The 26,403-nt window shown below is 39.4% G+C and carries 23 protein-coding genes; 10 read left to right on the top strand and 13 right to left on the bottom strand.

The annotated features are described in order from the left end of the window. Positions 1–51: 51 nt before the first annotated feature. The 11 genes from AC1TO9_RS08165 to rpmH form a co-directional block, all read right to left on the bottom strand. Positions 52–891 carry a ParB/RepB/Spo0J family partition protein gene (locus AC1TO9_RS08165; protein WP_482058850.1) on the bottom strand — a complete coding sequence of 280 codons (840 nt, stop codon included), beginning with the start codon at positions 889–891 and terminating at the stop codon, positions 52–54. Beyond that, positions 884–1,645, bottom strand: coding sequence for a ParA family protein (locus tag AC1TO9_RS08160; RefSeq protein ID WP_482055702.1), 762 nt, complete (start codon positions 1,643–1,645; stop codon positions 884–886). Before AC1TO9_RS08160 ends, AC1TO9_RS08165 begins: the two co-directional genes overlap by 8 nt. A 77-nt stretch (positions 1,646–1,722) precedes the next feature. Next, positions 1,723–2,541, bottom strand: a complete 819-nt coding sequence (gene noc / locus AC1TO9_RS08155) for a nucleoid occlusion protein (protein WP_482055701.1) — start codon at positions 2,539–2,541, stop codon at positions 1,723–1,725. A 488-nt stretch (positions 2,542–3,029) separates the two neighbouring features. Then, positions 3,030–3,752 carry a 16S rRNA (guanine(527)-N(7))-methyltransferase RsmG gene (gene rsmG, locus AC1TO9_RS08150; RefSeq protein ID WP_482058849.1) on the bottom strand — a complete coding sequence of 241 codons (723 nt, stop codon included), beginning with the start codon at positions 3,750–3,752 and terminating at the stop codon, positions 3,030–3,032. A gap of 3 nt (positions 3,753–3,755) precedes the next feature. After that, positions 3,756–5,642: a tRNA uridine-5-carboxymethylaminomethyl(34) synthesis enzyme MnmG gene (mnmG, locus tag AC1TO9_RS08145; RefSeq protein WP_482055699.1), complete on the bottom strand. Its 1,887-nt coding sequence runs from the start codon at positions 5,640–5,642 to the stop codon at positions 3,756–3,758. Between the two features lie 13 nt (positions 5,643–5,655). Continuing rightward, positions 5,656–7,032 (bottom strand): tRNA uridine-5-carboxymethylaminomethyl(34) synthesis GTPase MnmE, encoded by a 1,377-nt coding sequence (gene mnmE / locus AC1TO9_RS08140; protein WP_482058848.1) that lies wholly within the window; start codon positions 7,030–7,032, stop codon positions 5,656–5,658. 156 nt (positions 7,033–7,188) lie between these two features. Then, the gene (gene jag, locus AC1TO9_RS08135) at positions 7,189–7,881 is read right to left on the bottom strand and encodes an RNA-binding cell elongation regulator Jag/EloR (RefSeq protein WP_482055697.1); all 693 of its coding nucleotides are present in this window, start codon (positions 7,879–7,881) and stop codon (positions 7,189–7,191) included. Beyond that, on the bottom strand, positions 7,878–8,669 hold the full coding sequence (locus AC1TO9_RS08130; RefSeq protein ID WP_482055952.1) for a YidC/Oxa1 family membrane protein insertase: 792 nt from the start codon (positions 8,667–8,669) through the stop codon (positions 7,878–7,880). Before AC1TO9_RS08130 ends, jag begins: the two co-directional genes overlap by 4 nt. A gap of 170 nt (positions 8,670–8,839) precedes the next feature. Beyond that, on the bottom strand, positions 8,840–9,190 hold the full coding sequence (gene rnpA / locus AC1TO9_RS08125) for a ribonuclease P protein component (RefSeq protein ID WP_482055696.1): 351 nt from the start codon (positions 9,188–9,190) through the stop codon (positions 8,840–8,842). A gap of 50 nt (positions 9,191–9,240) precedes the next feature. After that, positions 9,241–9,435: a hypothetical protein gene (locus AC1TO9_RS08120; RefSeq protein WP_482058847.1), complete on the bottom strand. Its 195-nt coding sequence runs from the start codon at positions 9,433–9,435 to the stop codon at positions 9,241–9,243. A 2-nt stretch (positions 9,436–9,437) separates the two neighbouring features. Beyond that, positions 9,438–9,572 (bottom strand): 50S ribosomal protein L34, encoded by a 135-nt coding sequence (rpmH, locus tag AC1TO9_RS08115; RefSeq protein ID WP_482055694.1) that lies wholly within the window; start codon positions 9,570–9,572, stop codon positions 9,438–9,440. Positions 9,573–10,428: 856 nt separating this feature from the next. On the opposite strand from rpmH, the gene dnaA reads away from it, so the two are divergent. The 6 genes from dnaA to gyrB all read left to right on the top strand — a co-directional run bounded on the left by dnaA (position 10,429) and on the right by gyrB (position 16,754). Then, a complete protein-coding gene (gene dnaA, locus AC1TO9_RS08110; RefSeq protein ID WP_482055693.1) occupies positions 10,429–11,775 on the top strand; it encodes a chromosomal replication initiator protein DnaA in 1,347 nt (448 codons plus the stop codon). 194 nt (positions 11,776–11,969) lie between these two features. Further along, on the top strand, positions 11,970–13,109 hold the full coding sequence (gene dnaN / locus AC1TO9_RS08105; protein WP_482055692.1) for a DNA polymerase III subunit beta: 1,140 nt from the start codon (positions 11,970–11,972) through the stop codon (positions 13,107–13,109). 37 nt (positions 13,110–13,146) lie between these two features. Next, positions 13,147–13,365, top strand: coding sequence for a S4 domain-containing protein YaaA (gene yaaA, locus AC1TO9_RS08100; RefSeq protein WP_482055691.1), 219 nt, complete (start codon positions 13,147–13,149; stop codon positions 13,363–13,365). Between the two features lie 58 nt (positions 13,366–13,423). Continuing rightward, a complete protein-coding gene (gene recF / locus AC1TO9_RS08095; protein WP_482058846.1) occupies positions 13,424–14,536 on the top strand; it encodes a DNA replication/repair protein RecF in 1,113 nt (370 codons plus the stop codon). 17 nt (positions 14,537–14,553) lie between these two features. Continuing rightward, positions 14,554–14,805, top strand: coding sequence for an extracellular matrix regulator RemB (gene remB / locus AC1TO9_RS08090; protein ID WP_482055689.1), 252 nt, complete (start codon positions 14,554–14,556; stop codon positions 14,803–14,805). Between the two features lie 38 nt (positions 14,806–14,843). Next, complete coding sequence (gene gyrB / locus AC1TO9_RS08085) at positions 14,844–16,754, top strand: DNA topoisomerase (ATP-hydrolyzing) subunit B (RefSeq protein ID WP_482055688.1); 1,911 nt, start codon at positions 14,844–14,846, stop codon at positions 16,752–16,754. Positions 16,755–16,829: 75 nt separating this feature from the next. Here gyrB and AC1TO9_RS08080 read toward each other — a convergent pair whose 3' ends face one another. After that, the gene (locus AC1TO9_RS08080; protein ID WP_482055687.1) at positions 16,830–17,660 is read right to left on the bottom strand and encodes a YheC/YheD family protein; all 831 of its coding nucleotides are present in this window, start codon (positions 17,658–17,660) and stop codon (positions 16,830–16,832) included. A gap of 358 nt (positions 17,661–18,018) precedes the next feature. Here AC1TO9_RS08080 and gyrA point away from each other — a divergent pair, with 358 nt between their 5' ends. Next, complete coding sequence (gyrA, locus tag AC1TO9_RS08075) at positions 18,019–20,592, top strand: DNA gyrase subunit A (protein ID WP_482055686.1); 2,574 nt, start codon at positions 18,019–18,021, stop codon at positions 20,590–20,592. 89 nt (positions 20,593–20,681) lie between these two features. Here the strand turns inward: gyrA and AC1TO9_RS08070 are convergent, their stop codons facing one another. Then, on the bottom strand, positions 20,682–21,701 hold the full coding sequence (locus tag AC1TO9_RS08070) for a peptidoglycan DD-metalloendopeptidase family protein (protein ID WP_482058845.1): 1,020 nt from the start codon (positions 21,699–21,701) through the stop codon (positions 20,682–20,684). A gap of 207 nt (positions 21,702–21,908) precedes the next feature. Between AC1TO9_RS08070 and AC1TO9_RS08065 the strand changes: the two genes are divergently transcribed. From AC1TO9_RS08065 to AC1TO9_RS08055, 3 genes are all read left to right on the top strand, one after another. Beyond that, positions 21,909–22,664, top strand: coding sequence for a response regulator transcription factor (locus AC1TO9_RS08065; RefSeq protein WP_482055684.1), 756 nt, complete (start codon positions 21,909–21,911; stop codon positions 22,662–22,664). Next, on the top strand, positions 22,661–24,412 hold the full coding sequence (locus AC1TO9_RS08060) for a sensor histidine kinase (protein WP_482058844.1): 1,752 nt from the start codon (positions 22,661–22,663) through the stop codon (positions 24,410–24,412). The genes AC1TO9_RS08065 and AC1TO9_RS08060 overlap by 4 nt, the downstream gene beginning before the upstream one ends. Before the next feature lie 169 nt (positions 24,413–24,581). Beyond that, positions 24,582–25,700: an HD-GYP domain-containing protein gene (locus AC1TO9_RS08055; protein WP_482058843.1), complete on the top strand. Its 1,119-nt coding sequence runs from the start codon at positions 24,582–24,584 to the stop codon at positions 25,698–25,700. Positions 25,701–26,403: the final 703 nt, after the last annotated feature.

Here is a 26,403-nt window from a genome sequence, read left to right as displayed (position 1 = left end):
AAAGACACACCCCAACTCAGATATGTCTCTCTGCATTTACACCATCTACACTTATTGCAACAATTCCAACAGTCGTTCTAAATCTTGCTTGCTATAATAATTCAATTCAATCTTACCTTTATCTTTATTCTGTTTAATTTTCACTGTCGTTCTAAAGCGATCTCGAAGTGACTCCTCTACATGATCAATATAGGGATCAATTTTCTTCGTTGTTGATTTTGGAGTTTCAGCGGGCTTACGATCTAAATTCTTCACCGTCTCCTCTAACTCTCTAACACTCCACTCATATTCAACACATTGTTTAGCTAACTGTATAATGATTGCTGTATCTTTAATTCCAACGATAGCTCTTGCGTGCCCCATTGATAATGTTCCACGTGAAACATAGTCTTTAACTTCCTCAGGCAACGCCAGCAAACGTAAGAAGTTAGCGATATGAGATCTAGACTTTCCTACTTTTAATGACAGTTCCTCTTGTGTTAATGAATATTGCTCCATCAGTCCTTGATATGCTACAGCAACTTCCATCGCATTTAAGTTCTCACGTTGTAAATTCTCAATTAAAGCAATCTCCATCACTTGCTGATCGCTAAAATTACGTACAACTGCTGGGATTGTAGGTTTACCGCAATATTGAGACGCTCGAAACCGACGCTCACCAGCAATAATCTCAAATCCTTTAAGAACTTTACGGACGATAATAGGTTGTATAACACCGTGTTGACGAATAGATTCTGCTAATTCATGAATAGCTTCCTCTTTAAATTCTTTGCGCGGCTGATACGGATTAGCACGCAACTGACTCAACGGGATTTCTACAATTTTATCGTCATCATTAATAGAAAGTGATGGAATTAAAGCATCTAATCCCTTTCCCAAGCGCTTACTCATAAGAAACCACTTCCTTTGCCAACTCTAAGTAAACTTCTGCTCCTTTAGAGCGTGGATCATACGTAATAATGGATTGCCCGTGAGATGGTGCTTCACTCAAACGGACATTTCTAGGGATGACGGTTCTATATACTTTGTCTTGGAAATACTTTTTCACTTCCTCAATCACTTGGATTCCCAGATTTGTTCGAGCATCAAACATTGTTAATAACACGCCCTCAATTTGTAATGACGTATTTAGATGCTTTTGAACTAACCTAATAGAATTAAGTAACTGACTTAAGCCCTCTAACGCATAATATTCACATTGAATAGGTATTAACACGGAATCAGCTGCTGTAAGTGAATTAATCGTTAATATCCCGAGTGATGGCGGACAATCAATCAGAACATAATCATACATATCTTTAACTAAATGTAATGATTTCTTCAACCGTTGTTCTCTAGAAATGGTAGGGACCAATTCTATTTCCGCTCCAGCCAATTGAATCGTAGCAGGGATAATATGTAGGCCTTCTACATTGGTATGAGCGATGGCGTCTTTAGGATGAACTTCATTAATAATGACATCATAAATACAATTCTCAACATCAGCTTTATTAATACCAACTCCACTTGTTGTATTCCCTTGTGGATCAATATCAACGAGAAGCACTCTTTTGCCTAAGGAAGCCAAGCAAGCACCCAGATTCACGGAAGTGGTCGTTTTCCCAACCCCACCCTTTTGATTTGCTATGGCAATAATTTTGGACACTTATTTCACCTCAATAATATATTAGACTCGTCATGTTGGCTGTGAGATATGAGTTGGGCCTATTTCGCTTCTACCTCTTATGATCTTTTCGGAATTTTAATTACAATTTCATAATGATCTTCATGGTCCTTTTCGGTCGTCTTAATTGACATTCCAGATCCAGATACCATATCAATAGACTGTCTAATGGTATTTAATGCGAGACGAACATCTTTAGAATATGATATACGCTTTGATTTCTTAACATGAACAGTCTCTTTATAATAAGCAACTCTAGCTTCTGTCTGTTTAACGTTCAATTCTTTAGCTATAATTTCTGATAATAATTTAAGTTGTAACTCTTCAGTTGGAAGTGATAATAAAGCACGTGCATGTCGTTCTGATATTTTCCGTTCCATTAAAGCTAACTTTACCGTTTCAGGAAGATTCAACAACCTAACCTTGTTCGCGATGGTAGACTGACTTTTACCTAAACGTTGGGCCAGACTTTCTTGTGTTAATTGATGTAATTCGATGAGATTCTGATAAGCTACAGCCTCTTCAATGGATGTTAATCCCTCACGTTGCAAGTTTTCTATTAATGCGATAGAGGCTGCCTGTGAATCATTAAAGTCACGGACTATAGCAGGGATGACCTCAAGTCCAAGCTTCTTAACGGCTCGCCATCTGCGTTCCCCTGCAACAAGCTCATACTTGTCATTACGGAAACGAACAACAATCGGTTGAATAACTCCTAATGTTTTAATCGTCTGGCACAGCTCATCTATTTTACTTTCATCAAAAATAGTACGTGGTTGATATGGACTGGATACGATCTCCTCAACCGGAATTTGTTTCACTTCATCCGCATTATTCCGTTCAGTTAGACCAAATAACTTAGAAAATTGTTCTTTCATTCCGTATATTACCACCTAGTTTCATAATAGCTCCGAATCACTGTGGATCAATCTATTCATTTCAGACCACTATGCCTTTAGAGCCTTCTAAACACTATACAAAGCAAAAAAGAACCTATGTTTTGTATATTTATGGACATTCTACTTTTTTGTAAGAGTCAATCTTCCGCATTGTATTGCATGAGATTCCTTCTAACCTATTCTATCATCTTTTTCGATATAATCCTATTCTATCAGCACCATTATTTGCATTTTTTACTGATTATATAAACATATCACGCGATGTTTCATTAAATCACATAGAAGCAGCTAAGCTGTCCTTTTTCAAACACGGTACTCGGTTTAGAGCGAATATAGGAAACAGAGTATCCCGTGATACTTTCACTTACTAATACTATAAAAAAAAGGACTATACGCTCTCCTACTTTATAGGAAAGACATAGTCCTTTTTTTCGATAATGTTTCACGTGAAACATTATATTGGCTTTTTATATAAGAGGAGCTTTAGCTGCAACACCTGGACTTCTTGGATATTTCTGAGGTGTAGCAGCCTTCTTCTGAGCAAAAACGATATGTCGCTCAGCTTCCTCCACAGGGAGAATGAATTTCTCAACTTTACTAAGTTTACCTTTTAATTGTTTGAAACTATATGTCGCTTCTTTTACTTCTTCCGTAGGATCGCTACCTTTCATTGCAGCAAATGTCCCATCCACACGTACAAAAGGTAGACACCATTCATTCAGTAATGCTAACTTTGCTACTGCTCTAGCCGTTACTAAATCGAAGTGATCTCGATACCCTTGTTTCTGTCCCCATTCTTCTGCTCTACCATGAATGAGTTCAACACCTGTGAGATTTAACTTCTCTACGATGTTTTTAAGGAATGATATCCTTTTATTAAGTGAGTCAATAATTGTTAATTGTAGCTCTGGGAAACAAATCTTCAGCGGAATGCCTGGAAATCCTGCTCCTGATCCGATATCAGCCAATGTCTTTACTTTACTCATATCCATAAAGAAGGCTAGAGATATAGAATCGTAGAAGTGTTTCGTATATACTTGTTCCCGCTCGGTTATCCCCGTTAAATTCATTTTCTCATTCCAACTGACCAACTCTTTGAAATACGTTTCAAATTGATTTAATTGTATTTCACTTAGCGTAATCCCGTGCTCCTGGAGACGACTGGTAAATGACAGTTGTATAGTATCCATCATCTACCCCCTTGCCGCAGTTACTCGGTTATAATGCTCCAAATATATCAGTAAGACAGATATATCCGCAGGTGTAACACCTGCAATCCGTGTAGCTTGGCCAATTGAAAGCGGACGAATCTTAGCTAGCTTTTGTCGTGCTTCAATAGCCAGTCCCTTTATTTCTTCATATATAATAGAATCAGGAATCTTCTTTTTCTCCATCTTCTGTAGCTTTTCCACATGCGCCATTTGCTTTTCAATATACCCTGCATATTTAATCTGAATTTCAACTTGTTCTTTCATTTCCTCAGTTAATTCATAAGGCGAAGGTGACAGTTGCTCAATATGACTATAGTTAATTTCAGGTCGACGCAAAAGAACTAACATACTGCTACCATCCTGAATTTGAGATGAGTCCGATGCTTCCAAGAGTGCATTCACTTCACTTGGTCTCGCCTTCTCTACACGCAAACGTTCAACTTCAAGTTCAACCGTTTCCTTTTTCTTAAGAAATCTTTCATATCTTTCATCTGATATCAAACCGATCTCATGTCCAATCGGTGTAAGACGTAGGTCAGCGTTGTCATGACGAAGCAATAATCGGTATTCAGCACGTGATGTTAACAGTCGATAAGGTTCACTTGTTCCTTTTGTAACCAAATCATCGATTAATACTCCAATATAACCTTGAGCGCGACTAAGTACAATGGACTCTTTGCCTTGCACCTTACGCGCAGCATTAATTCCAGCAATAATCCCTTGTGCTGCTGCTTCCTCATAGCCAGATGTTCCATTAATTTGACCTGCAGTAAATAACCCCGGGATTTTCTTCGTCTCTAGCGATGGCCATAGTTGCGTAGGCACAATAGAATCATATTCAATAGCATAACCATTGCGCATAATTTCTGCCTTTTCCAGACCTGGAACAGAATGCAACATAGCAATTTGTACATCCTCTGGCATACTAGTCGACAAGCCCTGAACATAATACTCTGCCGTGTTCTTACCTTCCGGTTCTAGAAAGATTTGGTGTCTTGCTTTATCACTAAACCGGACAACTTTATCCTCAATAGATGGACAATAACGTGGTCCTGTTCCTTCAATAAGGCCGGAATACATAGGCGCACGATCAAGATTCGCCATAATAATCTCCTGTGTCTCAGCTGTCGTATATGTTAACCAACAAGGTAGTTGTTCATTCGTAGAAGATTCAGTTTCATGAGAGAAGAACTTAGGATTATCATCCCCTGGTTGGATCTCCGTCTTGCTGAAATCAATCGTATCTCTATGCACACGCATCGGAGTTCCTGTCTTGAAACGTACGAGATCAAAGCCAAGCTCACGTAAATTCTCTGCTAGTTTTACTGATGGTTGCTGATTATTAGGCCCACTTTCGTAAGTTAACTCACCCATAATTACCTTGCCTCGTAAATAAGTGCCTGTCGTTAACACGATCGATTTAGCTCGGTATTCAGTCCCCGTCATCGTTAGGACACCTACACATTGGCCATCTTCAACGATTAACTCATCAACCATTCCCTGACGTAGCGTTAGATTCGGTTCCTTCTCCAACGTCTCCTTCATTGTATGCTGATAATTAAATTTATCTGCTTGGGCCCGTAGTGCATGCACAGCAGGTCCCTTTCCTGTATTGAGCATCCGCAATTGAATAAATGTTCGGTCAACATTTCGACCTATTTCGCCACCAAGTGCATCAACTTCCCGCACAACATGCCCCTTTGCAGGTCCACCAATCGATGGATTACAAGGCAAAAAGGCCACCATATCTAAATTGATTGTAATAACCAATGTCTTACAGCCCATTCGAGCAGCAGCTAAGGCAGATTCAACCCCAGCATGACCTGCTCCAATCACGATCACATCATAATTGCTTCCTACATAACTCATCGTCCTACCCCCTCTATTTGCCCAAACAAAATTGTGAAAAGATTTGATCTAGCAGAGATTCTCCCGCTGTATCACCAATAATCTCTCCAAGCTGTTCCCAAGCCAATCGCACATCAATCTGTATCATATCTATCGGAATAAGTTGTTCAGCAGCATCATAGGCATCTTGTAATGACTGATGTGCCTTCTTTAATAAGGCAATATGTCGAACATTACTTACATAAGTCAAATCATTTGATTCCAATTGACCACTGAAGAATAACTTTGATATGGCATTCTCCAATGCATCAATACCTTCTTGATCCTTTACAGACATTTGAACAATAGATGCCTCATCGAAGTTTCCTTTTACTACATCTATATCTATCTTGGATTCTAAGTCCATTTTATTCGTAATAACAATACATTGTCTACCACGGATTTGTTCCATTAATACCAATTCATCCTCATGAAGAGGCTGACTTGCATCTAAAACAAGCAATATCAGATCTGCTTCATTCACAGCATTCTTAGATCGTTCTACGCCAATCCGCTCAACAACATCCATCGTATCACGAATTCCCGCCGTATCTAGTAATTTTAATGGAATATTGTTAATCGTAATAAATTCTTCTATGACATCACGTGTCGTTCCCGGAATATCCGTTACGATCGCTTTATTATCATGTGCTAATGTATTTAACAAAGAGGACTTCCCCACATTAGGACGACCAACGATGGCTGTTGTGATTCCTTCGCGAAGAATTTTTCCTTCCTTTGATGTCTTTAATAACTTCGTAATTTCTTCCATAACCTCACTACACTTTTCCATAATAAAAGAAGACGTCATCGACTCCACATCATGCTCTGGATAATCAATATTTACTTCAATATGAGCCATCGTCTCAATCAACGTAAATCTTTGGTTTTTAATTTGTTGGGAAAGATCACCCTTCACTTGTTTCAATGCAATAGAGAAGGCGCGATCCGATTTCGAGCGAATAAGATCAATAACGGCTTCCGCTTGTGATAAATCAATTCGTCCGTTCAGAAAGGCACGCTTTGTAAATTCACCTGGCTCAGCCAATCGAATATTCTGTTGCAATAACAAATCCATCACACGCGTAACAGAGATTACACCACCATGCGCACTGACCTCCACGACATTCTCCGTTGTAAAAGACCGAGGTCCCCGCATCACAGTAGTCAGTACCTCTTCAACCTCTTCTCCTGTGTGAGGATTAATAACATGTCCATAATGAACAGTATGCGAGTCAGCTTCAGTTAGCTTTATCCGGCTTTTAAATATTCGTTCTACTTCTACAATCGCATCCGGCCCACTGACGCGAATGACCGCAATCCCTGCTTCTCCAACCGCTGTAATAATGGCTGCTATAGTATCACTAATCAACAGTGTCACCTCTCCCTATAAAATATAAAAAGCAATGACTCTAATTCACTTCCCAGAGAGTCATTGCATCTATACAGAATGAACTTAAGCTCATTCTATCCGATATATTGAACTTAAGTTAATAAGTCTAAAGTTCAATATATCTATTTAATCTCGTTACCTTAACGAAATGACTACACGCCTATTAGGATCTTCGCCTTTACTGTAGGTCTTTACCAGTTTATGATCCTGAAGCTTGGCATGAATCACCTTACGCTCTTGAGGGGACATTGGCTCAAGCACAACCTCTTTATGAGAACGAATCACACGTCCTGCCAAACGATCTGCAAGTTCTTCTAACGTCTTCTTGCGACGTTCGCGGAAGTTCTCAGCATCAAGAATAATTCTTATATAACTACTCGATGCACGATTGGCTACGATGTTCGCTAAGTATTGAAGAGAATCCAGCGTCTGGCCTCTTCTACCAATCATAAGTCCCAAATCAGGTCCAAAAATATGAAGTGTTGTAGCTTCTCTTGAATGCTGCATCTCCACCTGCACGTCTAGCCCCATACTTTTACCAACATCAAGAATGAATTGTACTGCTATGGCATAAGGGTCTCCCTCTACTAAATCATGATTGCTAGATTCAGATAGAGGTTTCACCGTCTCGGTAACTGAATTTGGTGCTACTTCTGGAAGCAAAGTAAGTTCTACTTTCGCTTGCCTGACACCAATCAGTCCCAGGAATCCTTTTGACGGCTGCGAAAGTATATTCACCGTAACACGGTCTTGGCTAACACCGAGTTTGGAAAGTCCCTTATTTACAGCTTCTTCAACGGTTTTTCCTGAAGCGATGACGTTGCTCATTTAGACCTTTTTGCCCCCTTCGATTTCTTCTTAGGATGATTATGATTTGTTTTACCCTTAGCTTGGCTTCCTTTAATATTCGATTTACTACCTGCTACAGCAACACCAGAAACATTAGCTGTGTTAGGATTGTTGCGATAAAGGAAGTAATTCTGTATTAACGTATACAAGTTACTGAAGAACCAATATAACGGTAACGCAGATGGGAAATTGTATGACATGAAGAATATCAATACCGGATAGACCATCATCATGAACTTCATAGCACCTTGTTGTGGTGACGGGTTCATCTTCATCATCATTTTAGTCTGAAAGAATGTCGTAATAGCAGCTAAAAAGGGAAGAATAAATGTTTTGTCCGGTTCTCCAAGTTGTAACCATAAGAACTCACCATGACGTAATAATTCATTTCCATAAATAGAGTTATAGAGAGCGATAAATATTGGCATCTGAACAATTAAGGGTAAGCACCCTGCCATTGGATTTACCTTATTCTCTTGAAATAACTTCATCGTTTCCTGTTGTTGTTGTTCCGGGTTATCCTTGTACTTCTCTTTAAGCTTAGCGAGTTCAGGCTGAATAGCTTGCATCGCTCTCGAACTTTTTACTTGCTTAATGGTTAATGGAAGTATAAGTGTCCGAACAATAATCACCATTACTAGTACGGCTAGTCCATATTGACCACCGAACCAACTGGCGAACGTATCAAGTGCTGTAGCGAACCAGTAAACAACATTTCTCTGCCAAAATCCACCTTCAAGTAGTTGATCCGTGGTCTTCGCAGCCATTCCATTTGTTCCACAACCTGCTAATATGGTCATGGCAAAAATCATCATGCTGAGGAGGATCCATTTCCTTCCCACTCTAGTCTTCAGTCGTGACACTCGATAACCCCTCTCTTAACGCTTACATTTCATAGTAAATCATATCATATTCCAAGGGACAAATAAATATAGCTTCATTGCTTCATAGTCTTCAAAAGTGACGCTTTGCGTAACACATGCAGAATACTCTTCTCTAGATCCTTATAGGTCATATTTAGAGCACCTTTACGTACAATAAATACGAGGTCAATATGTTCTATCAATTCTGAATCATGATGACGCACAATTTCCTTCACCAATCTTCTCATACGATTACGAACAACCGCATTCCCTACTTTTTTACTGACTGAAATACCAGCTCTAAATTGATCTACTTCTTTTTTGCGGAACCAATAGACAACAAATTGATGATTGGCAAATGACTTTCCATGACGATATACGCGACTGAAATCAGCCCGGTTTCGTAAACGTAAACTTTTATGCACGAGTCTCTCCCAATTTCACTTCATTATTATAATTTAACTTCCTACATATATTATAGGCATTCTTCAGAACCCATAAACCAATCTTCTGAAGCGTTTCGAGGAAACGCAGCATCATAAACAAATGCTTTAGTGCTGAAAACCTGAATTTTTGATCTCAAATTTAAAATATTTATTTCTTCTTCTATATATACAACTCCATATTTAAGAAAAAAAAGACCACCTGAGTGGTCTTCATGCACGCTCACATTTATGCACTCAATATTTTTCTGCCTTTTAAGCGACGAGCAGCCAAAATTTTTCGGCCGTTTTTCGTGCTCATTCTTTTACGGAAACCATGAACCTTAGCGCGTTTACTCACATTTGGTTTAAAAGTCGGTCCCATGTATTGCACCCCCTTACAGGAATTTATATCATAGATTAACCATTCTCATAATCACGAAAATGCCTTTACACATTATAACCATGTAGACACGTAAATGTCAACTTCCTCCCCCTAATTATAATCTTCCTAATCAAGTCTTAGCAAGTCATCTTCTACTATATTAATAGTAAAAAAGTTCACTAAATCCACCATGATTTCTATTTAGCTCATTTTAGTTGCTCAAACGACACTTAATAACTCACAAAAGCTGACTTTCAACTATTCCCCCTATGTTAGCTGTCATCCACCATGTACTTATTTCTCTCTACCTTGGCTGATCTTCCAACAGAAGCATTTCTTTATGCACTTGCTTCATTCTCAGGGAGCTTCCTCCATCGATAATTCGTAAGGATTAGAAAAAGTTCTCCACAGGTCATTTATAAATAAAATAAAAATATAAACTTATCCACTTGTTCATAATAATCTGAATTTCGATTATTTCTAGCACAAGCTGTGCATAAGTTTATTTGCATTTTACAAGATGCTGTCGAAATTTTAACATAATATAAACAATATCTTGTGGTGTGCATAAAAATTATACACAAGTTATTGGGTTTGTGGATAAAATGCCACCAATCATTGAAATCAAGCGGTTATTTTGCTATGATGGTAATACTTTTTGATGTGAATACATGTGTTATGCCTCAATACTATCAACAGGCTGTGGATAAAGTTGTGAACAATTTCAATTTATCCATTTTTTTATGTTTCTCTGCTTCTGAGTTTTGGGGATAAATAGATCCATTTTCGTTTTATTTCGACATTTCCTCTCATGGCCTGAGCCATATTTGGATGATTTAAAGGAGTGACAATATCTGTGGAAAGCCATACTTCCGAACTATGGCAGCAAATTTTATCTATTATTCAAACCAAGCTAAGTAAGCCCAGCTTTGATACTTGGTTCAAAGCAACAAAAGCGACCTCAATGAATAATCAAACCATTGTTATATCTGCCCCTACGACATTTGCTGTCGAATGGCTTGAAAGTCGCTATACCAAACTGGTGGGTTCCACTCTATTTGAAGTTGTTGGTAAGCAGCTTGATGTTAAATTTGTGATTGAAGAGACCAAAATTGAAGAAACCGTGCCTTCTTTCTTCTCTCCACAACCTCAAATTTCACATGAAGAATCTATGACCCACATGCTTAATCCCAAATATACCTTTGATACATTCGTTATCGGATCAGGTAACCGATTTGCTCATGCAGCGTCTTTAGCTGTTGCAGAAGCTCCAGCCAAAGCCTATAATCCACTGTTTCTATATGGTGGTGTTGGACTCGGTAAAACGCATTTGATGCATGCCATTGGTCACTATGTGCTGGAACACAATCCAAACAGTAAGGTGGTCTATCTATCTTCAGAGAAATTTACGAACGAATTTATTAATTCCATTCGAGACAATCGTACGGAAAATTTCCGCAATAAATATCGTAGCGTTGATATTCTCCTAGTTGATGATATCCAGTTCCTTGCAGGTAAGGAGTCTACACAGGAAGAATTTTTCCATACGTTTAATGCCCTCCATGAAGAACGCAAACAAATTATTATTTCTAGCGATAGACCACCGAAGGAAATTCCAACGTTGGAAGAACGTTTACGTTCTCGGTTTGAATGGGGCTTGATTACGGATATTCAACCTCCAGATCTCGAGACGAGAACTGCGATTTTGCGTAAAAAGGCAAAAGCTGAAAACTTGGATATTCCCAATGAAGCAATGATGTATATCGCGAATCAGATCGACACGAATATACGTGAATTAGAAGGTGCTTTGATCCGTGTCGTAGCCTATTCATCGCTGACGAATCAAGATGTAACGACTCATCTAGCTGCAGAGGCGCTTAAAGATATTATTCCTTCAAGCCGCCCTCGAATGATTACAATGCAGGATATTCAGCAAAAGGTTGGAGAATACTACAACATGCGAATGGAAGACTTTAAAGCGCGTAAGCGGACAAAAGCCATCGCATTCCCTAGACAAATTGCTATGTATCTTTCAAGGGAGTTAACCGATTTCTCTTTACCTAAAATTGGTGATGCTTTCGGTGGTAGAGATCATACGACCGTCATTCATGCTCATGAGAAAATTACTCAATTACTCAAGGTAGACCAAGAGCTATTTAAAGTGGTCAACAATCTCATAGATACCATTAAAAATCCTACCTGAACAAGTCCAAGCCTATGCACAATCTATACACATGTGGATAGGCTTGGCTTTATTAATCTATTTGGACTTATACACATATCCACTGCGCCTATTACTATTACTAATAAAAGATATAAAGAATAATCATCTATAAAGAGGGTGAAAAAGGTCTACTCATCTGACCCAATTCCCGAATTCTCCCAAGGAGTGAAATTATGAAAATTAACATTCTCAAAGACTATTTAAACGAATCGATCCAACAAGTCAATAAAGCTATCTCAAGTAGAACAACGATCCCTATTCTGACTGGTATTAAAATAGACGTGAATCATCAAGGAGTTACACTTACTGCCAGTGATACCGATATTTCAATCCAATCATTTATTCCTATTGAAGATGATAAAGGAACGATTATCCAAATTGAGGAAACAGGTAGCGTCGTGCTTCCTGCTAAATTTTTCGTGGAAATTATTAAAAAACTTCCTTCTCAAGATATTCATATGGAAGTAAAGGAACAATTCCATACTTTTATTTCATCAGGTGCAACCGAAATCCAAATGGTCGGTCTAGATCCAGAGGAGTTCCCTATTTTACCAGCGATTGAAGGAAATCAAACCGTTTCTATTCCGGGGGACTTATTGAAAAATATGATTAGACAAACGGGATTCTCTATTTCCACTCATGAAACAACACCTATTCTTACAGGTATCCTATGGAACTTGGAGGATAATGAGCTGAAATTTACTGCGACCGACCGGCACCGTCTCGCTACACGTTCAGCCTATTTGAATGCTGTTGATGTGAAGTTCAATAATGTTGTTATTGCTGGTAAAACGTTAAATGAATTAAGTAAAATTGTCCCTGATCAGAATACGCTAGTTGATATCGTCGTATCCGATAATCAGGTATTATTCAAGATTGACAACGTTCTTTTCTATTCACGAATTCTTGAAGGGATTTATCCTGATACTTCTAGGATTATTCCGTCAACATATAAAACAGAACTAATTGTCGATACAAAAAAATTAAGTGAATCGATTGATCGCGCATATTTGCTCTCCAGAGAAGAGAAAACAAACATCGTAAGATTGCAAACGTTAGAACATGGTGGAATTGAAATAACCTCAAGTTCGACTGAATTAGGTAAAGTACGTGAAGAATTGGAATTAATTGACTTTAAAGGGGATCCTCTGCGTATTTCCTTTAACTCTAAATATATGTTGGATGTTCTAAAAGTAGTCGAAAGTGAGCAATTAATGATTGCTTTCACTGGGGTAATGAGTCCAATCGTGCTCAAGCCAATGGATGACAGCCAAAGTCTATTTGTTATTTTGCCATATAGAACTAATAATTAAGGGATACGTCTATTTAAATGTGAAAGGAACAATGATTATGAACAAAATTATTATCCAAAGTGAATATATAAAGTTAGATACATTTCTGAAGTTATCGAATTGTGTATCAACAGGTGGAATGGCTAAAGCTCTAATTCAAGAGGGAATGATCTTAGTCAACGGGGAATTAGAAGAACGACGTGGTCGTAAGTTATATCCTGGAGATATTGTGAAAGTGACGGATGAAGGTACGTTTGAGGTTACTAAGGAATCATGATCTGCACCTCAAAGCCCATTATATTTGAACCATGGGTGGAAAATGAGGAGGATACAATGTGTTTGTGAAAAACATCAGCTTGCAGCATTACCGCAATTATGAACATTTGCAGCTGGATTCCTTTGGTGATGTGAACCTTTTGATTGGTCCTAATGCTCAAGGGAAAACGAATCTGCTGGAAGCTATCTTTGTACTGGCACTTACTAAAAGTCACCGCACTTCCAAGGATCGTGAGCTTATTGCCTTTGAACAAGGCGTAGCTCATTTATCTGCCACTATTGAGAAGAAATATGGGCCTCTTTTACTAGAACTGATGTTGTCCCCCCAAGGAAAAAAAGCGAAGATCAATGGGCTTGAACAACGGAAGTTAAGTGAATTTATCGGTTCTCTCAATGTGGTCATGTTCGCACCAGAAGACTTGGAGATCGTTAAGGGGACTCCAGGCATTCGTCGGCGCTTTCTCGATATGGAGATTGGGCAAGTCCAACCAAGCTATCTGTATCATTTACAGCAATATCAGAAAATATTGATTCAACGAAACAATTTTTTGAAGCAATTGTGGGGTAAAGGTGATACACAGCAGGCGTTGTTAGATGTCTGGAATGAACAACTTGTGGGACATGGTGTTAAAATTATAAGAAAAAGGAAACAATTTATAATTAAGCTGCAGAAATGGGCAGAGACGATCCACCACGGGATTACAAACGGTAGCGAAGATCTCCAATTACGCTACGTTCCATCGTTCGGGGAAGCAGACGAGGAAGATGAAGCTGTTTTATTACAGCAATTTATGATAAAGTTAGAACAATTGAAAGAACAGGAAATTAGGCGCGGCATGACACTTACGGGGCCTCACCGTGATGATGTGACCTTTTTTATAAACGGTAAGGAAGTACATACTTACGGTTCTCAAGGACAGCAGCGGACGACAGCCTTGTCACTCAAATTGGCGGAGATTGAACTGATCAAGGAAGAGATCGGTGAATATCCTGTGTTGTTGCTAGACGATGTTCTATCTGAGCTTGATCCCTATCGTCAGACTCAACTTATCGAAACATTCCAAAGCAAGGTACAGACATTCATTACCGCAACTGGAGTAGAGAGTCTGAATGCAAATAAATTAAAAGGTGCACATATTTACCATGTGAATAAAGGTCAGGTGGATTCCTAACAGAGTGGAGGGTCACGATGTATATACATTTGGGCGGAGAAAGAGTTATTCGATCTTCAGAGCTCATTGCTATTTTTGACATATCCATTGAGAAAACATCTAAAATATCCAAGCAATTTGTAAATCACGTTAAAGAGGAAAAAACATTAGTTAATATCGGTGAGGAAGATCCAAAGTCCATCGTTGTAACGAGAGACACTGTTTTTTACTCCCCGATTTCCTCGACTACTCTGAAGAAAAGAGTTAACGTGTTTTATGCTAATGCTTAGCGTTATATGATCTAGAATATATAGGAGTAGGTGAAGGTATGTCTATGAATGAACCAAGTTATGATGAAAGTCAGATTCAGGTACTGGAAGGTCTAGAAGCTGTTCGTAAGCGACCGGGGATGTATATAGGATCAACTAGTGCGAAGGGCTTACATCATTTAGTCTGGGAAGTTGTGGACAATAGTATCGATGAAGCAATGGCCGGTATATGTGATCACATAGAAGTCACTATCCACAAAGATAACAGTGTGACGGTAGTCGATAATGGACGGGGTATTCCTGTAGGAGAAGAATCCAAGATGAAACGCCCTGCTCTAGAAGTCGTTATGACTGTACTGCATGCGGGTGGTAAATTTGGTGGCGGGGGCTATAAAGTTTCGGGTGGTTTGCACGGTGTCGGTGTCTCGGTTGTGAATGCCTTATCCGAGAAAGTTGTTGTAACGGTTAAACGTGAGGGACATATCCATCAGCAGGAATACCGACGTGGTGTGCCTCAGTATGATGTGAGAGTGATCGGAGATACGGACGAACATGGAACAACGGTTACCTTTCAACCCGATCCTGAAATATTCACTGAGACAACGGAGTATGATTATGCGACACTACTGACACGTATTCGGGAAATTGCTTTTTTGAATAAGGGTATTACCTTGACGCTTGTTGACGAAAGAACGGACGTTTCCAACCGATTCATGTATGAAGGTGGAATTAGTGAGTACGTCAAATACTTGAATGAGAAAAAAGAGGCACTTCATGAGGAGCCTATTTATGTGGAAGGTTCACGCGATATGATCCAAGTGGAAGTTGCCTTGCAATATAACGATAGCTATACGGAGAATATTTATTCGTTCTGTAATAATATTAATACGCATGAAGGCGGAACGCATGAATCTGGCTTCAAGAGTGCATTGACGCGGATTGTGAATGATTATGCTCGCAAGACAGGAGTCATTAAAGATAGTAACTCTAATTTATCTGGTGATGATGTTCGTGAAGGCTTAACCGCGATCATTTCAGTTAAAGTTCCAGAGCCACAGTTCGAAGGACAGACGAAGACAAAGCTTGGTAACAGTGAAGTTCGTGGAATTGTGGAATCATTGTTTGGTGAGAAACTACAAGAATTTCTAGAAGAGAACCCAGCTGTATCACGTCGGATTCTCGATAAGGGCTTGCAAGCATCAAGAGCTCGGGAAGCTGCACGTAAGGCTCGTGAACTAACGAGACGTAAGAGTGCACTAGAGGTTAGCGCATTGCCTGGTAAACTAGCAGATTGTTCCTCAAAGGATGCATCGATTAGTGAGCTTTATATCGTGGAAGGGGACTCTGCTGGAGGATCAGCTAAGCAGGGACGAGACCGACATTTCCAAGCAATTCTTCCTCTACGTGGAAAGATACTAAACGTTGAGAAGGCTAGACTTGACCGCATTCTTTCTAATGCTGAAATTCGGAATATGATAACAGCTATGGGAACCGGAATTGGTGAAGAGTTCGACATCAGTAAAGCTCGGTACCACAAGCTTATTATTATGACGGATGCGGACGTCGATGGAGCACATATTCGGACATTGATGTTAACATTCTTCTATCGCTATATGAGAAAACTCATTGATGCAGGCTATGTCTATATTGCACAACCCCCTTTATATAAAGTGGAACGCAATAAAGTCATCAAATATGCGAACACAGAGCAGGAAAGAGATCAAATCATTAGTGAATTTGGAGCTAATGCTAAATATAATGTTCAACGTTATAAAGGTCTTGGAGAGATGAACGCAGCCCAACTATGGGATACAACGATGGATCCAGAAACACGGACAATGCTTCAAGTGACCATTGATGATGCGATGTTAGCGGATAACATGTTTGATACGCTAATGGGTGATAATGTAGAGCCACGACGTGAATTTATTTATGAACATGCGAAATCAGTTAAGAACTTGGATGTTTAAAGTTAGATTTTGATGATGAGAGAAGAGAAGATGCTGTTAGAAGCGTCTTCTCTTTTCTTTGAAATATAAGAATGATTAATGTGTGGTGCTCTTCTTTGCAGTTAATCTTCCATAGGATACTGCATACCGGTGAATTCTCCGATACACTTCTTTGTCAGAAATATATTTTTTGAAAGGGAATAAGGCGGGGAGAGTATTTACTTCTAGAATCCAGAGTAAGCCCTCGTTATCTATTGCGATATCAAGTCCAAGCTCTTTAATATTCGGATACTTTTTTTGAAGCTGTTGAGCGACGGAGATACCTAATTTTTTAAGTGATTGTTGAATGATGAATATTTCCATGGTGCTCTTATAAGGGGACATTAAGGTTTCGAATGTTTGGCATTGTCCACCACTGTGATGATTAGTTATGACTTTATGAGGGGCTGCCACACGACCGATGATTCCTGTCGTTATCCATTGATGGTTAGGACTTTTCTGGGTAAGAATGCGCAAGTCGAAAGGGCGATTGTTGTATCGTAATAAGCGAATACCTTGTTGGATCAAATAAGTACCTTTATGGACATGGGTTTGAAGTTTAAGATGCAATTCCTCAATGGAGGTAATGACTTGTGTTTCAGCAGCATAGCGAAGTTGATATATGGTGTCATGGACTTGGTGATCATCTTTGAGTTGGATATTATCGTGTGGATCTATCATATTTGTTGTTATTTGTTCAATGCATAATACTCCACGACCATAGGTACCGATATCAGGCTTTAAGAAAACAAAAGTATATTCATTCAGCATACGTATTAAGGCATCAGGTGAGTATTTACAGGTAACAGGAATATGCGATGAGATATGTTCATTCTGCAGGAGCACTTTGGTTTTGGCCCATTTGCTTGAGATACGCTGAATAGCCAAAAGTATTCATCCTTTCAACATTCTATTTTTGATATAACAGATCGTGAAAAATTAGGACAGGGCAGTAAAACAATGGTATACTGTGAGATAGGGATTTATTAATTATTATATGAATAAGCGGTATAAGAGGGCAGGGCACATCACTATTTCTTAACATTAAATCAGTGTTTTTCTTCTTTTATCATATATAACGTTTAATAGTTCATCTTTTGAGAAAGTAATATAAGAAAGTATAAGTTTCGCTTGATATTCTAATCCTTATATTTCCGCTGAAACGGGTGCTGTCCTGAAAAAGGATGGCGAAGCCGTTTATCTTTATATATTTCATTGATTGATAGGAAATTGGAGGAGGTACAGCATGTCGGAGGAATTAAACTCGCAAATTAAGAACCGGGATATCGGGGTGGAAATGCGCGAGTCATTTATGGACTATGCGATGAGCATTATTGTAAGTAGAGCTTTGCCGGATGTTAGAGATGGATTGAAGCCGGTACATCGTCGTATTCTGTATGCTATGAATGATTTGGGGATGACCCCAGATAAACCATTTAAGAAATCAGCAAGAATTGTCGGTGATGTGATTGGTAAGTACCATCCACACGGTGATACAGCGGTATATCATACAATGGTACGGATGGCACAGGATTTCTCGATGCGTTATATGCTTGTAGAGGGTCATGGTAACTTTGGTTCAGTTGATGGTGATATGGCAGCAGCGATGCGTTATACAGAAGCACGTCTTTCCAAAATAGCGATGGAAATGTTGAGAGATATTAACAAGGATACAGTTGACTTCCAACCCAACTATGATGGTGAAGAACAAGAGCCTATGGTATTGCCAGCGCGTTATCCTAACTTGTTAGTGAACGGAGTTTCAGGGATTGCTGTTGGGATGGCTACGAATATTCCACCGCATAATTTGGGTGAAGTCATTGATGGGGTTCAAGCTTTGATTAAGAATCCAGAGATTACTTCTCTAGAATTGATGGAGTATATCAAGGGGCCAGACTTTCCAACCTATGGATACATATTAGGACGTTCGGGAATACGCCAAGCTTACCAGACGGGTCGTGGATCCGTAACGATGCGTGCGAAGGCTAATATTGAAGAGAATAACAATAGAGCTCGTATTGTGATCTATGAACTTCCTTACCAAGTAAACAAGGCACGACTGGTAGAGAAAATTGCTGATCTTGTCCGTGAGAAGAATATAGATGGAATTACAGATTTAAGAGATGAATCTGACCGTAATGGTATGCGTGTAGTTATTGAATTACGACGTGACGTTAATCCGAATGTTGTTTTGAATAATCTATATAAGCAAACGCCAATGCAGTCAACCTTTGGGATTAATATGTTAGCTATTGTTAACGGTGAACCGAAGACGCTTGGTCTTTATGAGGTGCTGTATCATTATTTAGAGCATCAGAAGATTGTTATCCGCCGACGGACAGAATTCGAGCTTAAAAAGGCAGAAGCACGAGCACACATACTAGAGGGTTTGCGTGTTGCACTTGATCATCTGGATGAAGTTATTGCTCTAATCCGTGGTTCACAAACATCAGAAATTGCACGTGATGGACTCATGAGTAAATTTGAGCTAACCCTTGAACAGGCACAGGCCATCATGGAAATGCGTTTACAACGTCTAACTGGTTTGGAACGTGATAAGATTGAGAACGAGTACCAGGATTTGATGAAGAGAATTGCAGAAATGCGTGAAATTTTGGCTAATGAATATCTTATTTTACAAATCATTAGTGAAGAACTGGATGAAATTAAGGATCGTTTCAATGATGAGCGTAGGACTGAAATTACAGTGGGCGAAGAGAGCATACTGGATGAGGATCTTATTCCACAAGAAGAAGTAATCATTACGATTAGCCATTCTGGTTATATCAAGCGTCTTCCTGCGAATACCTATCGTAATCAGAAGCGTGGTGGACGAGGCGTTATGGGAATGGACACGAAGGATCAAGACTTTGTTGAACATCTCTTCGTGACGAATTCACACCACTATCTCTTATTCTTTACAGATCGAGGGAAGGTATATCGACTCAAGGCTTATGAAATTCCTGATTTGAGTCGTACAGCGCGTGGCACAGCGATTATCAACCTGATACAGATCGAACAAGGTGAGACTGTGAATGCTGTCATTCCGGTGCAGAAGTTCGAGAGTGAAGAATACTTATTCTTTGCTACTCGTCAAGGGGTCGTGAAGAAGACACCTCTTGAAGACTATACGAATATCCGTAAAGGCGGTCTAATCGCTATTAATCTTCGTGAAGATGATGCACTTATCGAAGCGAAGCTTGTAACAAATGAACAAGAATTAATTATGGGTACATCTCAAGGAATGTCTATCCGCTTCTCTGAAAATGATGTCCGCTCTATGGGACGAAGTGCAACAGGAGTTAGGGGTATTCGTTTAGGAGATAATGACCAAGTTATCGGTATGGATGTCATTGATAAGGATCTGGATATCTTAATCGTTACGGCCAATGGGTATGGTAAGAGAACACCAGCTAGTGATTATCGTTCTCAGGGTCGTGGTGGTAAAGGGATTAAGACTATTAATGTGACAGAAAAGAACGGTGCGGTCATCGCTTTGAAGGTAGTGAAGAATGAAGAAGACTTAATGATTATTACGACACTTGGAACCTTAATACGTACAAGTATGGAGGGAATCTCCACAATGGGTCGTTATACTCAAGGTGTTAAGTTGATTAATATACGTGAAGATGACGCCGTGGCTACAGTATCTCGTGTAGATAAGACGGAAGAAACGGATGAATTGCTTGAGGAAGATGGAGAATTCGATGAATCTGGTTCTGTTACTATTGTTCAGGGAACAGAGTCTTTAGAAGAAACTTCATCGGATGATGAGAATATCATTCTAGACGATTCAGATGATACGCTAGAAGAGGAATAGGAATAAAGATTAGAAATGACCCCGGTATTGCTACCGGGGTCATTTTTAATGGGAATTATAATATGAACGTTTATAGATGATCTTCATATTTAATATGCTATGGACTGCAGAGTATTACCCCTTATCGGGTTCAATCCGTCCTTCCAACGTACATTTAATGAATGTGAATGTAATAAATCCCCACCGTCTGATATTTGAAAATGAAGATGTGCTTCGCTTGAGTTACCTGAATTACCGAGCTCCCCAATCTTATCACCTAGCATGACCTGATCTCCAGGGTTCACTGTGACTGAATCCTTTTTGAGGTGAGCTAGAATACTATATTCTCCTCCATGATCGATAACAACTACATTTCCTGCAGGTTCTTTTTCGTTCATGACACCAACGGGCTCATTGTCTGAAATATGATTGACTACTGATATAACTGTTCCGTTTGCTGGTGCCAATATATCCTGACCAAAGGCGTAGTAACTATGATTAACCAGTGGATCACCAGAGAATGAATATCCATTTTTATGTTGAATGAAGTCATATGCATATCGCTGACTTTCATATTCATAATGGTAATTCACGAGAATATTTGATCCCCCCCAGAACACAAGCCAATCTCCATGAAAAGGAAGCTCGTAGGTTGTTGTAGTTAGCATCTCGTCTGTATCTGTCGATGGGGAAAGGTTCATAATCTGAAGTCCCACGATGAAGCCTGTTTCATCAAATACTGCTAAGATCCCCTTATCATGAGAAGGATTCAACCATACACGTTGGTCATTTCCGTTAAGTTGCATAGCAGAAGTTTGTTCAAATGATTCAACCCCTTGCGTGAAGTCTTTAGCCATTCCTGCAAAGTCAGCTTCGCTAATTTGGCCCTTAAATGCTGGACTGAAGCTATCGTAGATTTGATTGTACTGTGCTTCAAGCATCGCTTGAGGAAGTTCACTTGGTTCAAGATAGTTATCAGTGACGATCATACCTTCTGAACTGGGATTATTTATATTTGTATTTGTACCCGTTCCCGTTCCTCCTCCGCAAGCCGTCATTAAAGTAAGAAGTACTACCACAGTTATTCTATACATTCCTGAATGAATCAAATGGTTTAGCTTCACGTTCATTCTTCATTCCTCCTCATATTTGCCATAGCATCTTCTAACCATCTCATTGTACCAACGAAGTCTTATGTCTAGTGAAATGGTATATTAACTCCCCCTTAACTTTGTATGTATTTTGAATTAAGCTTCCGTTAAGATAAGTCTTCGTTTGACGCGAAGCAATCATGTTAAAATGAAGGCATACAGGTTATTGGAAAGGGGAATGACACCATGAACGATGCATCCATTTTACTAGTTGACGATGAGTGGTCGATTATTGAACTACTGCAGACTGTATTATACAAGGAGGGGTATACGAATATAGATACTGCGGGGACAGGTGAAGCTGCAGTGATGGCTTGTGAGTTGAAGAAATATGATTTAATCGTATTAGATGTCATGCTGCCTGGACGTAGCGGAATTGAAGTATGTCCCTTTCTGCGTCAAACTACGGATGCCCCTATTTTGTTCCTAAGCGCGCGAACATCTGATTTTGATAAAATTAAAGGATTCGCTGTTGGCGGCGATGATTACATTACGAAGCCTTTTAATCCACTGGAAGTGGTTGCACGGATAAGATCCCAGTTGCGTCGCTACTTTGGGGCGATTCATCAACTGGCTATGGAATCTAGAATAAAGGAACCATCTAGGAGAGTACATAATGTATATGATTATGGAAGGTTTCGGATCGACGAAGCGGCGTGTGAGCTTCAAGTTGAAGGTATAGCGGTTACATGTCCTGCGCTCGTATTTCAGCTTCTTCTATTTCTATGCAAAAATCCAAATCAGATATTTAGCAAAAGCCAACTGTACGAGCATGTATGGGGTGAGGAATCATTTAGTGATGACAATACCGTTATGGTCCATATCCATCGCATTAGAGAGAGGATCGAGAAAGATCCATCGAATCCTAGCTTTATCATTAATGTTAGAGGACTAGGATATAAATTAGTTCAAGCGAACCAGGGAAGATTCTATTCGCCATGAGGACGAAGCGTCGATTAACCCTTCGTTTCATATTGCAGCTCATTACCGCTGGTATAGTAGTGCTACTGTTTACCACTATATGTGTCATATGGATTGTTCAGCGTTTAGGCGATATAAGTATGTCACATGATTTCGCCTCGGTTGGATTAGCGCGACTCGTTGAGTCATCAGAACTTAGTGAGGATGGTATACGTTTCGATGCAGACTTACTCGCGCAGGTGAAAAAAAATAATGGATGGCTACAAAGTTTAGATGAGAATGGGCGGATCGATAGCTCATACAATACGCCTGCTGACGTTCCGAAGAATTACGACCCGGGCGAGCTGGTTGCATACTGGACAAAGACCGCCCCATTTCCATACGATCTTTACCTCTGGATTCAAGAAAAGGATGGGAAGTTATTCACTCTCATATATGGTATTTCTAACGATCTAAAGCCTCTACTGCAAGAAATTAGTACGGGTGCATTGCTTACTCCAGCTGGAGAGTTGGAGCTTCCTGCTGCAGTTGAGGGACGAATTAAAGTACTTGGCGGCTACGTTCAATTACTAGATTCAGAAGGACTCGAGATAGCTACCTTTAATAAGCCTAACGATATACCAACGCAATTCACCATTCAGGAGCTTGCGCTACGCACGATGTATAGTGATAGATACGGTTATAATGTCTCTTCTTCGTATGAGGACCATACCGGACGAACATGGTTGGTTGGTCTACCCAATGCCCGAAGCGATGCAGAAGGACCGGCTATGCTTTTGCCAGCGGAAATACAAGTATTGTTGATTGGAATTGGTGCTATGTTCACGGCTATGCTTATCGTGTTTATCCTTCTATCGTTGTGGAATGCGCATCGCTTTGGTGTGCCGATAATCCATATGCTTGATTGGCTCGATTCCCTTGGCAAATCTAAATATGAAGAGCCAACGGATTCTAAGGGTGTTCCACGTAGCCGAACTCGATCGGGTAAATGGCGGCTCCGTTATCGCATTTTTGCTGAAGTCATGCACTCGTTGGATAAACTGTCGATCACGCTTCAGCGTGACCAGGTATTACGTCAAGAGACCAATAACTTGCGTGGAGAGTGGATTGCAGGTATTACGCATGATTTAAAAACACCTTTATCATCTATTAAAGGCTATGCACATTTATTAGCTGAGCCTAAATATGAATGGACTATGGAAGAAGTACGTAATTTCTCTGATAACATGCTTAACAAATCTTCGCATATGGCTATGCTTATTAGCGATCTTGAGATGACCTATCGTCTTACAACAGGAGTTACCCCGCCAGAGTCGGAAGTAATTGAGCTGAATGAGTGGCTACGAACAGCGTTGAATCAAGCAGGTACGCATCCTGAGTTTGGCGAGGGGAGGATTACATTCATTCCATCCGAGAAGGAGGTATTGTCTAAACTATATACCCCTTGGCTTGAGCGAATTGTAAATAATTTGACGGCCAATGCTCTACTTCATAATTCTTCAGATACTGTTCTAACAGTAACGCTGTGGAATGGTGAACGCGGAAAGGGAATAACCATTCAATTTACGGATAATGGTCATGGAATGGATGAGAATATGACGAATAGACTATTTGAGCGATATTATCGTGGAACAGATACATCAGCTACGCCAAATGGATCAGGGTTAGGAATGGCTATTTCCAAAGGATTAGTTGAGGCTATGGGTGGGCAGATCCATGTAGTAACATCACTGGGAAAGGGGACAGAAATACGGTTGATTTGGACTTAGCGTGCTCTTTATCGTATATAAAGATTACAGACTAGTATTATATTATTCACTTTATTCCTGTATTATCTAATAAAGATTGTAGCGCTATACGATAAATAATATAATAACCATAATCGTAATACTCAGTTATCAAATGATAGAAAATGAAATGGGGGGTATTCATAAATCCATGGGTAATATGAATGTATTGAGTTTAAAGCCTGGTGTTAAATTGATGGAAGACGTATATACCCCGTTGGGTTCACTTCTTTTTAATAAAGATAAGGTGTTACTGCCTCGTGATTTAGATATTCTAACGGCCTTTCTTGTAGAAAGTGTAGAAGTTAATGAAACAGGGACTAAAGCTACCTCAACAAGAGAAAAGCAGTTCAATAAAGAAAAAAAAGTGCTAACTAAAAATACTTTGGATAGCTCACCTGCTTCTGTACGCGAAGAAGTGTCAGTGATTAACACGTCTTCATTTATTGAAGAGTATGACAGGATGGTCAATTTAATCAAAAATGGCTATCCTTCTGTTCTTGCGGTTGGAATTCCTATTTATGAAATACGTAATCAGTTAGAAAGCTTAATTTACTATCTAAAAGACTACGACCTGCTATCTTTTTCACCTCGAATCGTATTTGAACATGATTATATTCATCATAATGCGGTATTGTGTGCATTGACTTCGTACAAGCTTGCCCAATGGAGTGGTCTTCCACAAAAGGATTGGTTGCAAGCCGCCTTTGCTGGATTATTCCATGATATTGGCAACGTCAAAGTTGATCCAACCATATTGTATAAACCAACTTCATTAACATTAAGTGAAATTGAAGAAATGCATGAGCACACGAAATATGGGTACCAAATATTGAAGAACGTTACTGCAATCAATGAGGGTGTGCGTCTAGCAGCATTACAGCATCACGAAAAGGTAGATGGTACAGGCTACCCTATGGGTGTTGAACTTACTAAGATTCATATCTATGCTAGAATAGTTGGGATAGCAGATATATATCATGCTATGACTTTAAATAAGGCTTATCGAAAGGGACAGTCTCCATACTTAGTATTGGAACAGATTCATACGGAATCTTTCGGCAAACTGGATCCAGAACTGGTGTTGACTTTTATTGGAAAAGTGACAGAATTCCATAATGGGAAGATGGTTCGTCTAAGTAGCGACCAGATCGGTGAAATTGTTTTCTCGAATCATAACAATCCAACTCGACCTATGGTCTCTGTACATGGTGATATTATTAATTTGGAGCAGAAACGTCATCTTTATATAGAAAAGGTAATAAATTAAACTGAAAAATGCTTGCTGTAATCCTTTTAAAAATCAGTAAAGAGCTTGATACAGCTTTTTTTCCTTCTATAAGGGATGACATGGCTGTTATAGGAGTTGTTTCAAGAGTCTCCTTTTGATCCCGAAGTATAGCAAGAGGTCTATTCGTCATCGAAGATTGAATTCAGTCGGTTCTAACATATGCTTACGAGGTATGTTTCCTTCGGAAACTTTATAGGTGCTCACGATAGGTACTGCCAACGTATGATTCCTAAGTCGCTTTCTATAAAAACATGTGGCTCCACTCCTTACTCCCTATCTTCATCCAATCAACTGGGGCGTTCCGGGGAAATGCAGCATCGAAAGCATATACTTTAGTGCTGAAAAGTCAGCTTTTTGAACACGTACTTATATTAAAAATATGATTCTAAGAAATAATAATAAAAAGACTTGCATTCATCTTCTTCACGTGATATATTATTAGTCCGGCCAATTAAACAACGTTTAATTGAATCGGCAAGCAAATTATCGGATGAAACAAAAACGAAAATAAAGCTTGCATAAACGAACCGGACATGTTATGATAATGAAGTTGTCGCCGAGAGAGAATGGCGGTAAACGAAAGAGAAATTGATCTTTGAAAACTGAACAACGAGTGAGTGGTTTTCACGAAAGTGAGAACAAAACAAATGAGAAATCATTTGGATTGAGAATGTAATATTCT

This window comes from Paenibacillus sp. Y916 (genome assembly GCF_056786435.1).
This window is presented reverse-complemented; position numbering and strand designations above follow the sequence as displayed.

Excerpts from the sequence above, each read along its gene's own strand:
- AC1TO9_RS08165 (WP_482058850.1), bottom strand. The coding sequence starts at position 891 with ATGAGTAAGCGCTTGGGAAAGGGATTAGATGCTTTAATTCCATCACTT.
- noc (WP_482055701.1), bottom strand. The coding sequence starts at position 2,541 with ATGAAAGAACAATTTTCTAAGTTATTTGGTCTAACTGAACGGAATAAT.
- rsmG (WP_482058849.1), bottom strand. The coding sequence starts at position 3,752 with ATGGATACTATACAACTGTCATTTACCAGTCGTCTCCAGGAGCACGGG.
- mnmG (WP_482055699.1), bottom strand. The coding sequence starts at position 5,642 with ATGAGTTATGTAGGAAGCAATTATGATGTGATCGTGATTGGAGCAGGT.
- jag (WP_482055697.1), bottom strand. The coding sequence starts at position 7,881 with ATGAGCAACGTCATCGCTTCAGGAAAAACCGTTGAAGAAGCTGTAAAT.
- AC1TO9_RS08130 (WP_482055952.1), bottom strand. The coding sequence starts at position 8,669 with ATGGCTGCGAAGACCACGGATCAACTACTTGAAGGTGGATTTTGGCAG.
- rpmH (WP_482055694.1), bottom strand. The coding sequence starts at position 9,572 with ATGGGACCGACTTTTAAACCAAATGTGAGTAAACGCGCTAAGGTTCAT.
- dnaN (WP_482055692.1), top strand. The coding sequence starts at position 11,970 with ATGAAAATTAACATTCTCAAAGACTATTTAAACGAATCGATCCAACAA.
- yaaA (WP_482055691.1), top strand. The coding sequence starts at position 13,147 with ATGAACAAAATTATTATCCAAAGTGAATATATAAAGTTAGATACATTT.
- remB (WP_482055689.1), top strand. The coding sequence starts at position 14,554 with ATGTATATACATTTGGGCGGAGAAAGAGTTATTCGATCTTCAGAGCTC.
- gyrB (WP_482055688.1), top strand. The coding sequence starts at position 14,844 with ATGTCTATGAATGAACCAAGTTATGATGAAAGTCAGATTCAGGTACTG.
- gyrA (WP_482055686.1), top strand. The coding sequence starts at position 18,019 with ATGTCGGAGGAATTAAACTCGCAAATTAAGAACCGGGATATCGGGGTG.
- AC1TO9_RS08070 (WP_482058845.1), bottom strand. The coding sequence starts at position 21,701 with ATGAACGTGAAGCTAAACCATTTGATTCATTCAGGAATGTATAGAATA.
- AC1TO9_RS08065 (WP_482055684.1), top strand. The coding sequence starts at position 21,909 with ATGAACGATGCATCCATTTTACTAGTTGACGATGAGTGGTCGATTATT.
- AC1TO9_RS08060 (WP_482058844.1), top strand. The coding sequence starts at position 22,661 with ATGAGGACGAAGCGTCGATTAACCCTTCGTTTCATATTGCAGCTCATT.
- AC1TO9_RS08055 (WP_482058843.1), top strand. The coding sequence starts at position 24,582 with ATGGGTAATATGAATGTATTGAGTTTAAAGCCTGGTGTTAAATTGATG.